8 protein-coding genes are annotated in these 12,951 nt (G+C 73.9%); 5 read left to right on the forward strand and 3 right to left on the reverse strand.

All coding sequences use genetic code 11. The features are described 5' to 3' along the window. Window positions 1-26: 26 nt before the first annotated feature. Window positions 27-1,580 (reverse strand): PH domain-containing protein, encoded by a 1,554-nt coding sequence (locus FHU36_RS28885; protein WP_185086921.1) that lies wholly within the window; start codon window positions 1,578-1,580, stop codon window positions 27-29. A 344-nt stretch (window positions 1,581-1,924) separates the two neighbouring features. After that, window positions 1,925-2,446 carry a PH domain-containing protein gene (locus FHU36_RS28890; protein WP_312891898.1) on the reverse strand — a complete coding sequence of 174 codons (522 nt, stop codon included), beginning with the start codon at window positions 2,444-2,446 and terminating at the stop codon, window positions 1,925-1,927. A 116-nt stretch (window positions 2,447-2,562) separates the two neighbouring features. Between FHU36_RS28890 and FHU36_RS28895 the strand changes: the two genes are divergently transcribed. Both FHU36_RS28895 and FHU36_RS28900 read left to right on the forward strand, forming a co-directional pair. Continuing rightward, window positions 2,563-3,537: an ATP-binding cassette domain-containing protein gene (locus tag FHU36_RS28895; RefSeq protein ID WP_185086922.1), complete on the forward strand. Its 975-nt coding sequence runs from the start codon at window positions 2,563-2,565 to the stop codon at window positions 3,535-3,537. Next, window positions 3,534-4,343, forward strand: a complete 810-nt coding sequence (locus FHU36_RS28900; RefSeq protein WP_185086923.1) for an ABC transporter permease — start codon at window positions 3,534-3,536, stop codon at window positions 4,341-4,343. Before FHU36_RS28895 ends, FHU36_RS28900 begins: the two co-directional genes overlap by 4 nt. Before the next feature lie 133 nt (window positions 4,344-4,476). Here the strand turns inward: FHU36_RS28900 and FHU36_RS28905 are convergent, their stop codons facing one another. Continuing rightward, window positions 4,477-8,226 (reverse strand): AfsR/SARP family transcriptional regulator, encoded by a 3,750-nt coding sequence (locus tag FHU36_RS28905; protein ID WP_185086924.1) that lies wholly within the window; start codon window positions 8,224-8,226, stop codon window positions 4,477-4,479. A gap of 150 nt (window positions 8,227-8,376) precedes the next feature. Here FHU36_RS28905 and FHU36_RS28910 point away from each other — a divergent pair, with 150 nt between their 5' ends. From FHU36_RS28910 to FHU36_RS28920, 3 genes are all read left to right on the forward strand, one after another. Beyond that, the gene (locus FHU36_RS28910) at window positions 8,377-8,889 is read left to right on the forward strand and encodes a YbhB/YbcL family Raf kinase inhibitor-like protein (protein ID WP_312891899.1); all 513 of its coding nucleotides are present in this window, start codon (window positions 8,377-8,379) and stop codon (window positions 8,887-8,889) included. 183 nt (window positions 8,890-9,072) lie between these two features. Then, window positions 9,073-10,632, forward strand: a complete 1,560-nt coding sequence (locus tag FHU36_RS28915) for a hypothetical protein (protein ID WP_185086926.1) — start codon at window positions 9,073-9,075, stop codon at window positions 10,630-10,632. Window positions 10,633-10,722: 90 nt separating this feature from the next. Further along, on the forward strand, window positions 10,723-12,942 hold the full coding sequence (locus FHU36_RS28920; RefSeq protein WP_185086927.1) for a SulP family inorganic anion transporter: 2,220 nt from the start codon (window positions 10,723-10,725) through the stop codon (window positions 12,940-12,942). Window positions 12,943-12,951 lie beyond the last annotated feature (9 nt).

The raw sequence follows: 12,951 nt of genomic DNA on the forward strand, positions 1-12,951 counted from the left end.
GAAACCGAGGACACGCGGCCCGGGGACTACCGCCGCGGCCCCTCCATGAACGGCGCCAGCCATTCGGGGGTGACCTCGGCGGGAAAGTTTCTGGCCTGCTCGGCCGAGACGTCGACCGCCGGATAGCCGCCCTCGCCCGCGCCCACTCCGGCGATCAGCGTGTAGACCCCGGCCTGCCGCTGGAACCACGTCTGCTTCAGCCGCCAGCCGACCACGGCCCGCCGTTCCACCACCGCCTGCTTGCGCCGCAGCGACCCCGAGCGGACCGACAGGCGGGCCCCGTCGTAGCCGTGCCCGAGCGACCGGTAGCGGTCGATGCCGAGCGGCACCCCCAGGCCCGCCGGCCCGAGGAGGAGCACGGCGAGGACCCACCACGCCGGCTTCCCCGTCGCCACGGCCGCCACCAGGGCGGGGACGCCCAACGCCAGCCACGGCGCCACCGCCCTGAACAGGCGGCGCCGGCGTGCCACGGGCGGGTGCGGGCGCAGCTCGGCACGGAACGGCCCGATCGCCCCGGCCGTCACCTCGATGGCGACCTTCCGGGGCACGACGGGCAGGAGCTGGCCTCGCGTCGAGGAGTCTCCGAGGCCCGTCACGATGGCCCAGGCCCGCACCACCCCGGCCCGGCGTTCGACGAGGCCGTCCACGATCTCGTAGCCGCGCACCCGCCTGGCCTCCAGCGAGACGCTGCGCCGGTTGATCAGCCCGCGCTCCGCCACGAGGTAGCCGTCACGGTCCTTCAGCCGGAAGTCCCAGTTGAACACCGCGTACATGACACCGCCCACGAACGGCATGGCCACCACCAGCAGCAACACGGCGATCAGCAGCAGGTAGGGCCGGTCCCAGAGCCACTGCCCCGCCTGCCAGGCGGCGTCCTGGCCGACGCCCAGCTCGTTGCCCCACTGGAACGCCAGTCCGATGGCGCCGCCCGCGAGGGCGAACGGTGTGAAGAGGTACGCGCCGGACAGCGGCCCGTAGAGCAGCCACCTGCGGGGCACGGTGATGATCGTCCGCTCCGACGGGACGTGGATCTCCTGCGCCGGTGCCCCGTGTACGTCCGCGACACCGCCCGGCGCCCCGGGCCCGGCCTCCATGGCGGGCCCCCTGACGGCGCCTGCGGCCTCTCCCGCGCCGGCCGGGCCCGGTGCTGCGCCCGCGCCCGCCCGGGCCCTGGCGACGGCCACGCGGCGCAGCAGGAGGGTCTTGAGCCGTTCGGCCTCCTCCAGGGTGACGCCGTCGAGCTTGCCCTCCTCGTCGCCGCCGCTCGCCCCCGTGTCGATCTTCAGGATGGCCAGGCCGAGCAGCCGGTGCAGGGGCGGGGTGGACACGTCGACGCCCCGTACCCGTTCGAGCGGGATGGTGCGCAGCGACCGGCTGATCAGCGAACGGTTGATCTCCAGCCGGTCGCCCACGATCTCGTACGTGAACGTGATCCACCTGATCAGCGCGAACACCACCGCACCCACCGCGCCCGCGGCGGCCCACAGGTACGACGAGCCGGAGAAGCCGCCCACGAACAGCACGCCGACGAGCGGCACGAGCAGGTTGGGCAGCATGCGCACCGGGTCGATGAACAGCACCTTCGGACTCAGCCGCTGCGGCGCCCGCCCACCCGGCCCCGGCCCGGGAGGGGCCGCTCCCGGAGCGTACGCGGACCCCGGCGCGTACGCGGGCGGAACAGGCCCGTACGGCGGCGCACCGACCTCGGAAGGGACAGCACCGTGCGGCCCAGGCCCCCGAGGCCCAGAACCGTGCGACACAGGACCCTGAGGCCCAGAACCCTGAGGTGCAGGACCCTGAGGTGCAGGGCCCTGAGGTGCAGGGCCCTGAGGTGCAGGGCCCTGAGGTGCAGGGCCGTGCGGCGCGGGGTCCTGCTGGGTGGGGCTCTTCGGGCGGGGGGTCTCGGGGGGTTCGGCCGGGCCGGTCACGTGGCGTCGTCCCTGAGCTCTTCGGCCCGGTGCGCCAGTTGCTCGGCCAGTCCGGCCGCCACGTGGAAGTCGAGTCCCTGGATCGTCGAGGAGCCCGCGTGCGAGGCGGTGCGGATCTCGAGGGTGGCCAGCCCGAGCATCCGCTCCAGCCAGCCCTGCGCCTTGTCCACCGTCTGGATCCTGCTCACCGGCACGAACACCCACTCCCTGGTCAGGAATCCGGTCCGCGCGTACACGACGTCTCCCGACAGCTCCCACCGGTGCACCGCGTAGCGCACGAACGGCTCCGCCACCAGGAACGGCGTCAGCAGCACCGCCACCCCCACGGGCAGCACCCACGGGCGGGTCGCGAACCAGCCCGGCACCCACGACCAGTCGCTGCCGCCGACCCAGGACGCGACCAGCCAGGAGCCACCGACCATGATCACGAACGCGATCAGGGCCTCCAGCAGCCAGAGCTTGACGGCCTTCGGCGAGACGCGGTGCGCCGGTTCGCGGAGCGGGCCAGTAAGTGTCACGAATCCCAGCTTAAGCCGCGCGGCACGTCAGCGATCTATCAGCGGCGTCCGCACTGCGGTCAGGGAAATGTCAGTGGCGTACGCCACAGTGGGAGCACAACCACTGAAGGGGAGTCATGCGCTACGCGATAGAGGCCGAGGGCCTCGTGAAGCACTATGGCGAGACCAAGGCCCTCGACGGCGTCGACCTCGTGGTGCCTCCCGGCAGGCTGCTCGGCGTGCTCGGCCCCAACGGCGCGGGCAAGACCACCGCCGTGCGGATCCTCGCCACCCTCCTCGCCCCCGACGCCGGCAGGGCGACGGTGCTGGGGTTCGACGTCCGGCGCCAGGCCCACCAGGTCCGCTCGTTCATCGGCCTGACCGGGCAGTACGCCGCGGTCGACGAGATGCTCACCGGTGTCGAGAATCTGATGATGATCGGCCGGCTGCTCGGCATGTCACGGGCCGAGGCCAGGGCGCGGGCGGCGGCGCTGCTGGAGCGGTTCGACCTGACCGAGGCCGGCGGGCGGGCCGCCAAGACCTTCTCGGGCGGCATGCGAAGGCGGCTCGACCTGGCGGCGAGCCTGGTCGGCAGGCCACAGGTGCTGTTCCTCGACGAGCCCACCACGGGCCTCGACCCGCGCAGCCGCACCGAGCTGTGGGCGGTCGTGCGCGGGCTGATGGCCGACGGGGTGACGGTGCTGCTGACCACCCAATACCTGGAGGAGGCCGACCAGCTCGCCGACGACATCGTGGTGTTCGACCACGGCCGGGTGATCGCGTCGGGCACCTCCGACCAGCTCAAGGCGACCACCGGGGCCCAGGTGCTGGAGGTGCGGCCGCTCAGCGGGGAGCATCTGGAGCTGGTGGTCAAGGTCGTCACCGACGTCATCGACACGGTCCCCGAGACGGCGGGCGGCACGGTGACCGCCTCCGTGCACGACCCGGCCGTGGTCCCGGCCATCGTGCGGCGCCTCGACGACCTGGGCGTCGTCGCCTCGGAGCTGGCGTTGCGCAAGTCCACGCTCGACGAGGTGTTCCTGGCGCTGACCGGGCACCGCGCCGAGGAGACCGCCCCCGATGAGACCAAGGCCGAGGAGGCTCTCGTATGACCGCCGTGACGACGACCGCGCCGCCCGTCGCGGCCAGGCGCGTGGGGCCGGCCGCGACCGTCCAGCAGACGATGACGCTCGCCTGGCGGAGCCTGGTGCAGATCAAGCACAACCCATGGGAGCTGCTCGATCTCAGCATCCAGCCGATCATGTTCCTGCTGCTGTTCACCTACGTGTTCGGCGGGGCGATCTCCGGCTCGACGGGCGACTACCTGCAGTTCGCGCTGCCCGGCCTGCTGGTGCAGAATGCCCTGTTCTACACGCTGTCCACGGCGATCGGGCTCAACACCGACATCACCAAGGGCGTCTTCGACCGGCTGCGCAGCCTGCCGATCGCGCGCACCGCGCCGCTGGCCGGCCGGGTGATCGCCGACACCTTCAAGCAGGTGTGGGCGTTCGCGCTGCTGGTGGGGTTCGGCATGGTGCTGGGGTTCCGGGTGACGACCAGCGTGGCCGGGTTGCTGGGGGCGCTGGCCCTGCTCGTGGTGGTCGCCCTGGCGATGTCGTGGATGTCGGTGGTGATCGGCCTCAAGGCGTCCAACCCCGAGAAGGTGCAGATGTTCTCCTTCTCGCTGATGATGCCGCTGACGTTCACGAGCAGCGCCCTGGTGCCGTCGGCCACGTTCCCCTCCTGGCTGCAGGCCTGGTCCGACGTCAACCCGGTGACCCACCTGGCCGACGCCATCCGCGGCCTGCTGATCGGCGGCGAGGTGGCCGGTCCGATGCTGGTGGCGCTGCTGTGGTCGGCCGGTTTCATGGCGGTGTTCGCGCCGCTGGCCATCAGGGTCTTCCGGAGCCACGTCTGACCCCGGCCCCACCCACGCGGCCCGCCCGCCGCGACGTCCGCACGGCGGGGAACGGCGACCCGTTCCCCGCCGCGGAGAACGTCGCGGCTGCTCACACACCGGCCGCGGGCGCTGACACGCCCGTCGCGGATGGTCACACGCCGAGGGCCATGGCCACCACGTCCGCACGATCCAGCTTCCGGCCGCGCTCCAGGTGGTGGGCCAGCCCGCTCCCGCCGAGCGCGGCCTCGGCAACCTCGACGATCCGCACATGGTCCCACTCGACCACCGCCGTGGTGCCCCTGATGGCCTGCGCGCCACCGAGCAGCGTCGCCCCCTCCTCCGCGCGACCCTCGGCCAGCGCGAGCCCGGCGCAGACGATGACCGCGCTCCCGAGGGCCTGCGCGTCCCGAGCGCCCTCGGCCTGGCGGAGGGCGCGCACCGCCATCCGCCTGGCCCGCGGCAGATCCCCTTCCTGGACGGCGAGCAGCGCGAGCGACGAGTTGACCGCCGAGACCATCTGCGGCGGCGTGGCGACGAGGTCGTCCATGAGCGCCAGCGCCTGGGCGTAGTACCGCCGGGCGCTCTCCAGGTCGCCGCGATGCCGGGCGAACTCCCCCCACGCCCCCCGTACGCCCGCCTCGCCGACACCGTCGCCGAGGGTGGTCACGATGTGCTCCGCCTCGCCCAGCAGCGAGTCCGCCTCCGCCCACCGGCCCAGCAGGTTGAGGGCGAGCGCCAGCCTGGCCCGCATGTACGCGGTGTCCTCGACCGCCCCCAACTCGTCCATCAGGCGCAACGCCTCACGCATGACACGCACGCTCTGTTCGGCCTCGCCGCGCAGGAGGTGGACGTCCGACAGGGTGCCGAGCGCGGTGCCCATCCCCCACCGGTCGCCCGTCTCCCGGTAGCGCTCGAACGCCTCGCGGCTGTCGCGCCCGCTCTCCTCGATCCGCCCGGCCGCGTAGTGCAGCAGCGCGCGGAAGATCAGGCCCGTCGCGCTCGCCCACCGGTCGGTGTGCCGCACCATCTCGTCGATGTGGCGGTCGTCGCCCGGCTCCTCCACCCCGTACAGGACCAGCGACGGCACGGCCATGGCGACGATCGGGTGCGCCTCGCGCACGGACCCGAGCAGCCGGCGCAGCTCCCGCATCGAGTCGCGGCTCTCCTCCAACGTCATGGCCGCGCCCACCGCGTTGATGCCGTGGACGGCCAGCGCCAGTGCGCGCAGCCCGGGGTCGGAGCCCGGGGTGGCGGCCAGCACCTCTCGGGCCCGCGTCGCGCCTTCCAGCCGGTGCCCCTTGAGCCACCAGTACCAGCCGAGCGCGCCGACGAGCCGCAGCGCCAGCTCCGGCTCGCCGCGGTCGAGCGACCAGCGCAGCGCGGCCGACAGGTTCTCGTGCTCGGCGGTGAGCCGGCCCAGCCCGTCGAGCTGGGCGGCCGTCCGCAGCACCGGCTCCGCGGCCTCGGCCAGCCCGGTGAAGTGGCGGGCGTGCTCCTGGCGTACGGCGCCCTCCTCGCCGGACTCGGTGAGACGTTCGGCGGCGTAGGCCCGGATCGTCTCCAGCATCCGGTACCTGCCCGCGTCGTACACCACCAGCGACTTGTCGACCAGGCGCGACAGCGGGTCGAGCACGTCGCCGAAGACCTGCTCCAGCGTCTCCAGCGTGGCGCCGCCCGCGAAGGCGGCCAGGCGGCGCCCCAGGACGCGTTCGTCGTCGCCGAGCAGTTCCCAGCTCCATTCGACGAGGGAGCGCAGCGTCCGGTGACGCGGCTGGGCGGTGCGGCTGCCCCCGTTCAGCAGCCGGAACCTGTCACCGAGCCGCGCCGCGAGCTGTTCGGCCGTCATGGACCGCAGCCTCGCGGCGGCCAGTTCGATGGCCAGCGGCAGCCCGTCGAGGGCGCGGCAGATGCTCATAACGGCCGCCGCGTCGTCGTCCACCCGGTATCCGGGCCGTACGGCCGCGGCCCGGTCGGCGAACAGGCGCACGGCCGGATAGTCCGCCGCCTGCGCCGCGCCGGCGCCCGCGGGCGGCACGGCGAGCGGCGGGAGGATCCAGGTGATCTCACCGGTGATGCCGAGGGGTTCGCGGCTGGTGGCCAGGATCTTCACACCGGGGCACTCGGCGAGCACCCGCTCCGCCAGGAACGCGGCGTGCTCGGCCACGTGCTCGCAGTTGTCCAGCACGACCAGCAGCCGCTTGCCGTGCAGCGCCCTGACCAGCCGGTCGACGGGCTCCAGCGGTGCGGCGCCGAGAGACGGGGCGGCGCTGATGCCGTCACGCACGTCGAGAGCGCCGATCAGGCTCTGGGTCACGCCGGCCGCGTCGGTGGCCGCGGCCAGCTCGGCCAGCCACACCCCGTCGGGCATCGCGTCGCCCATCGTCTCGGCCGCCTCCATGGCGAGCCGCGTCTTGCCCGCCCCGCCGGGGCCGAGCACGGTGACCAGGCGGTGGCCCGACAGCAGTTCGCCGGTGTGGTCGACGTCGCGTTCCCGCCCGACGAAGCTGGTCAGCCGGGCGCGCAGGTTCCCCGCACGCGGCGAAAGCGTCCCGTCGCCGGAGCGCTGGGGGTGTGGCGGGACCGCGGAGGACGGGAACGGCTCGGGGCCGGCGGTGGGCGACGGATCGGTGAGGGCGCGGGCGGGCCCGGGGTGAGCGGGCGGCTCGGGGCGGGAGCCGGGGGGCAACCCGGTGGTGAGGTGGGACGGCGGCTCGGGGCGGGAGGCGGGAGGCGACCCGGCGGTGAGGTGGGACGGCGGCTCGGGGCGGGAGGCGGGAGGCGACCCGGCGGTGAGGTGGGACGGCGGCTCGGGGCGGGAGGCGGGAGGCGACCCGGCGGTGAGGTGGGACGGCGGCTCGGGGGCGGAGACGGGCCCCGTCCCGCCGTCCGGAGCCGGGAGCGGGTCTGGGTGGGAGGCGGGTGTCCGATCGTGGGGAGGGGTGTGAGGTGCCGCGTCGGGGGCGGCGGAGGGCGTCTGGGCGAGGGCGGCGCGTTCGCGGTCGGGGGTGGGAGGGGGGTCGTCGCGCAGGAGTGTGGTGTGCAGGTCGGTGAGCTGGGGTGAGGGGGCGGTGCCCAGTTCGTCGCGGAACGTCCGGCGCGCGGACTCGAAGGCGGCCAGCGCCTCCACGCGCCTGCCCGCGCCGTACAGCGCCCGCATGAGCTGGCCGTGCAGCCGCTCCCGCAGGCGGTGTTCGGCGAGCAGCGCCGTCAGGTCGTCGAGCACATGGGCGTGGCGGCCGAGAAGCAGGTCGGCCTCGATGCGGTCCTCGGTGGCGGCCAGCCAGAGGGTCTCCAGCCTGGCGATGTCGCCGGCGGCCACGCTCACGCCGGCCAGGTCGGCCAGCGCGGGACCGCGCCACAGGGCCAGCGCGGCCCGGAGCGTCCCGGCCGCCGTACGAGCGTCGCCCGCCGTCAGGGCGGACCGTCCGCTGCGGGCGAGCGCGGTGAAGCGGTGCGCGTCGACCTGCTCGGGGGCGACAGCCAGCCGGTAGCCGGTGGGGTCCGCCACCACGATCTGCCGGGCTGCCGTGTCCCGGCTCCCGTCCCCGGCGTGCGGGGCGACCGGGCCGGCGGTCTCGACGGGGCCGGTGCGGGGGACGCATTCGTGGGCCGGTGGGGCGGTGTCGGGACGCGGGTGGGCGGGTGGGGGTTTGGCCAGGGCGGTGCGGAGGCGGGAGGCGAGGGCCTGGAGGGCGTTGGCCACGGCGGCGGGTGCGCGGTCGTCCCACACCCCCGCTGTCAGCCGGTCGAACGGAACTGTCACCCCGGCGTCCAGGGCGAGTAGACCCAGGAGGGTGCGCAGGCGCTGCCCGGAGACCTCCACGACCCGGCCGTGCCGCCGCACCTCGAGCGGCCCGAGGATGCCGAAGGTCGTGTCCGCGTCCGTGCCCACCCCCCTCATGCCTCGATTGTGGCCGATTTTGCGTCCTTTACCGTCCACCGACCCTCGCGAAACGGTCGGCGCATGCCCGATAGCCGCGTAGCATCATCCGGCATGGGGCTGTGTAACACGACAGGACGCGTGGGGCGGATCGCCGTCAGTGTGACGGCGGTGGGCCTTGTGCTTCTCGTGTCGGGCTGCGCCGGCTTCATCAGCAGGTCGGAGGCCAAGGAGATCGCCGAGATCAACGTGTCGAGCCCCGATCTGCGCGAGGGCGAGCCGCTGCCGCGCGAGTACGGGTGCGAGGGCCGCCAGGGCAGCCCGCCGCTGCGCTGGTCCAGCGAGCCGCTGCCGCAGGCCAGGTCGATCGCGATCGTGGCCGACTCCCACACCTCGTCGGAGTCGGCGGTGCAGTGGGTGCTCTACAACATCCCGGCCACCACGACCGAGTTGGGCCCGGGGGCTTCGGAGAGCCCGCCGGAGGGTTCGGCCCAGGCGCGGGTGACGAGCGGCAAGCCCGGCTACCAGCCCCCGTGCGACAAGGGCCTCAGCTACCGCTTCACCGTCTACACGCTGCAGGGCAGGGTCCAGGTGGCGCAGGGCGCGCCCCTCTCCGCGGTCCTCAAGGAGATCGCGGACAAGACCATCGCCCGCGGGCGGCTCACCGCCGTACACATCGAGTGAGAAATCAAACACCAGGGGTAATAATCGTTACCAATTCTTGGCTTAGGGTGTGACAACGCTCGCAGTGGTCCGACACAATCAGATCCAATTGTCAGGCGCTGGTGATCAAAGGGGGCAGATCGCGTCGATGGCCGCGCGATCTCACCGGTGCCACAGGGAGGCCATGGCTTTGAGGGTGGTGCAATGACAGCGGTCGTCGTCAGCTTGGTCGCTATCGTGCTCCTCGTGCTCGTCGTCGTGGCACTGGGCATGCGTTCCATGAACCGCCGGGAGAGCTCGCTTCCCCCGGAACGGCTCAAGCAGATGATCGAGAAGGAGGAGCAGACCCACGCTCGATCCACCGACGAGTTCGCGGCCCACGAACCCCGGATGGCCAACTTCAGCCCCGACTTCAGCCCGATCGACGAGCCCAAGCCCAAGCCGGTGCGCACCGGCCAGCGCGGCAAGCGCGGCGTGGACGAGTGGGGCAACCCCCGTTCGGACGACGACGACGAGGAGTTCTGGGCCTCCATCCGCAGCGACGCGGCCGAGGGCGGCTTCGGCGCCGGCGGCACGGTCGCGGCGCGCAAGGGCGCCTCCCGCCCCGTTGACGGCAACTCCGAGAGCACCCCCGATCAGGCCGCCGGCCGGCCGGCCGACCACCCGGCCGAGCGTCAGCGCCCGGCCGAGCGCAGGCGTTCCGGCAGGCGCGAGGCCGCCGCGACCGCCGATCCCGACGCGGTGACCATCCAGGCCCCGCTGCCGCAGCGTCCCGCCCGCACCGCGGCGCCCGCTCCCACCGCCGGACTGGCCGACCTGGTCGAGCCCGCGCCCGTGCAGCGGCCCGCCGCCTCCGCCTCCGACCTGGCCGACCAGCGCACGGTGACGTTCGCCGCCCCCACCCCCGACGTGATGAGCATCCTGGGCGCGGGCGCCCAGCCCGTGGCGCCGACCGGCCGCCCCGACCCGCTCGCCGCCGGCTCCCGGCCGGCGCCCCCCGCCTCCGTCCCGGCGGCCGGCCCTGTCTCGACCGGCCCGGCCTCGGCTCCGGGCACGAGCCGGCGTTCGGCACGCCGTTCCCGCTCGGCCGCCGCTGCGGCCGCTCCGACGGCCGCGGCTCCGGCGGCGGACCCGCTGTCCACCACGGCCCCGGGCACCCTGCCGGCAGGCGGAGCGTTCACCCCGGCCGGCAGCGGCTCGTTTCCGGCCGTGCCCGTCGCCCCCATCCACGGCGCGCCCACCAGTGACCCGTTCCCCGCCGCCGCGCATGGCCGGGGGGGCGACCCGCTCGACTCGACCTGGACCACCCCGGTCCCGTCCGCGACGTCCGGTTCCTGGCCCGCGGCGCCTGTCGCCGACATCCTCGACGACTCGGCGCCCTCCGGTTCGTGGCCGGGCTTCGAGCCGCAGCAGCCCGCCGCCACCCCGTCGCGGGCCTCGTACGAGGTGCGCCCCGGCTGGGCCGTGGCCGACGACTCCGCCCCGCTGACGGGCCCGTCGCCCGCCGCGGGTGTCCCGACCGCGCCCACGCGGGCGGTCTCCGGCCGCGACGACGTGCTGTCGGCGCCGCCCGCCTCGTACGAGACGGGCGACTTCACCGCGGCCCCGCCGTCGCAGGCCCCCTGGCCCGAGCCGCCGGCTGACACCCCAGGGTGGCCGGCGTACACCGACGCGCCCGGCGCACCCGATCACGGCCGGGCCCGGCAGGGCGACGGCGGCCGCCGCCGCGCCCCCGAGCACGATCTTCCCGACTACTACCGGTAGACACGCGCTGCCCTCACCAGGCCATGGATTGCGTAAAACCCGTTCATGACCCCCCAAGGGGAGGCCCACCCGGGCACTAGGGTTTGCCGCATGACCGGCGACACTCAGCGTAACCTCCTGAGGACTCTCAGGTACGACGTGCCTGCCTCCCTCGTGGTCTTCCTCATCGCGGTGCCCCTTTCCCTGGGCATCGCGATGGCCTCGGGCGCCCCCCTCGCCGCGGGACTCATCGCCGCCGTCGTCGGCGGCATCGTCGCGGGCGCGCTCGGCGGGTCCGCCATCCAGGTGAGCGGGCCCGCGGCGGGCCTGTCCCTGGTGGTCGCCGACCTCGTGCAGACGTACGGATGGCGCGCCACCTGCATGATCACCCTGTTGGCCGGAGCCGTACAGCTCCTGCTCGGCCTGCTGCGCGCGGCGCGGGCGGCGCTGGCCGTCTCCCCCGCCGTGATCCACGGCATGCTGGCGGGCGTCGGCGTGGTGATCGCGCTGTCCCAGCTGCACATCGTGCTCGGCGGCAGCCCGCAGCGTTCGGCGCTGGCCAACATCATGGAGCTGCCTTCGCAGGTGGCCGCCATGCACGGCCACACGGTGGCGGTGGGCCTGCTCACGATCGCGGTGCTGGCCCTGTGGACCCGGCTGCCCAAACAGATCAAGGCGGTGCCGGCACCACTCGCGGCGCTGCTGGTCGCGGCGGTGACGGCGTGGGTGTTCCGGTGGGACGTCACCCGCGTCGACCTGTCGGGCAGCTTCGGGGAGCTGGCCTTCCCGGTCCTGCCGAACGGCGACTGGCACCACATCGTGGGGGCCGTCCTGCTGGTCGCGTTGCTGGCCGGCGTCGAGTCGCTGCTGTGCTCCGTCGCGGTGGACGGCATGCACTCCGGCCCCCGCGCCGACCTCGACCAGGAGCTGACCGGCCAGGGGGCCGCCAACATGGTCACGGGCGCGCTGGGCGGCCTGCCGGTGGCCGGCGTGATCGTGCGCAGCACGGCCAACGCCCAGGCGGGCGGGCAGACCCGCTGTTCGACGATCCTGCACGGCGTGTGGGTGCTGGTGTTCGCGCTGGGCTTCGGCTGGACGATCCAGCTCATCCCGATGGAGGCGCTGGCGGCGCTGCTGGTGTTCATCGGCGTGCAGATGGTGAATCTGGGCCACGTCCGCAAGGTGCACGGCCACGGCGAGGTGCCGGTGTACATCGTCACCATGGGCGCCGTGATCCTCCTCGGGCTGGCCGAAGGGGTGCTGGCGGGGCTGGCGCTGGCGGCGCTGCTGGCGCTGCGGCGGCTGACCTGGGTGACGGTCAAGGTGCGGGAGATGCCGGACGGCCGCTGGCACGCCGCGATCTGCGGCTCCCTCACGTTCCTGGGGGTGCCCAGGCTCACGCACGAGCTGCGCACGATCCCCGCGGGCGTGGCCGTGGACCTCGACCTGAACATCGACTTCATGGACAACGCGGCCTTCGAGACCATTCACTCCTGGCGGCTGGGCCACGAACGGCAGGGCGGCACGGTGGACATCGACGAACTGCACGACGAGTGGTACGCGCTGGCCGCGAGCGGCGCCCGCATGTACCCGGTCAAGACCCCGCCCGCCACGCCGGACCGGTGGTGGCTGCCGTGGGCGCACCGGCGCCGCCGCCCTTCGTGGCGGCCGCAGGACGAGCCGGAGCACGGCCCGCGCGCGCCGGTCGAGTGCCAGCTGACGGCCGGCGCGAGGGAGTTCCACCGGCGGACCGCTCCGCTGGTACGGCCGATCCTGACCGAGCTGGCCCGCAAGCAGCAGCCGACGCATCTGTTCATCACGTGCGCCGACTCGCGGGTGGTGCCGAGCCTCATCACCGCGAGCGGCCCGGGTGACCTGTTCACGGTGCGCAACATCGGCAACCTGGTGCCGCGCAAGGGGGCCGAGCCGCATGACGACTCGGTGGTGGCCGCGATCGAGTACGCGACGCAGGTGCTCGGCGTGCACACCATCACCGTGTGCGGGCACTCGGGTTGCGGGGCGATGGCCGGGCTGCTCAGCGGCGGGGTGAAGGCGGGCAGCCTGCCGGGGATGCGCCGCTGGCTGCGGCACGGGCACCACAGCCTGGCGAGGTTCATCGAGACCGCGGAGGGGCCGCTGGACTCCCGGGCGCTCGACCAGCTCTGCCGGGTCAACGTCCAGCAGCAGCTGGAGAACCTGCGCACCTACCGGAAGGTCGACGAGCAGGTGCGCGAGGGGCGGCTGGAGCTGGTGGGGCTCTACTTCGACATCGGGTCGGCGCGGGTGCACATGGTGCCTCCGCTGCCGTCCACGGTGTCGGTCCGCATCTAGGCGCCGCTC

Source organism: Nonomuraea muscovyensis, assembly GCF_014207745.1.
Lineage (GTDB): Bacteria > Actinomycetota > Actinomycetes > Streptosporangiales > Streptosporangiaceae > Nonomuraea > Nonomuraea muscovyensis.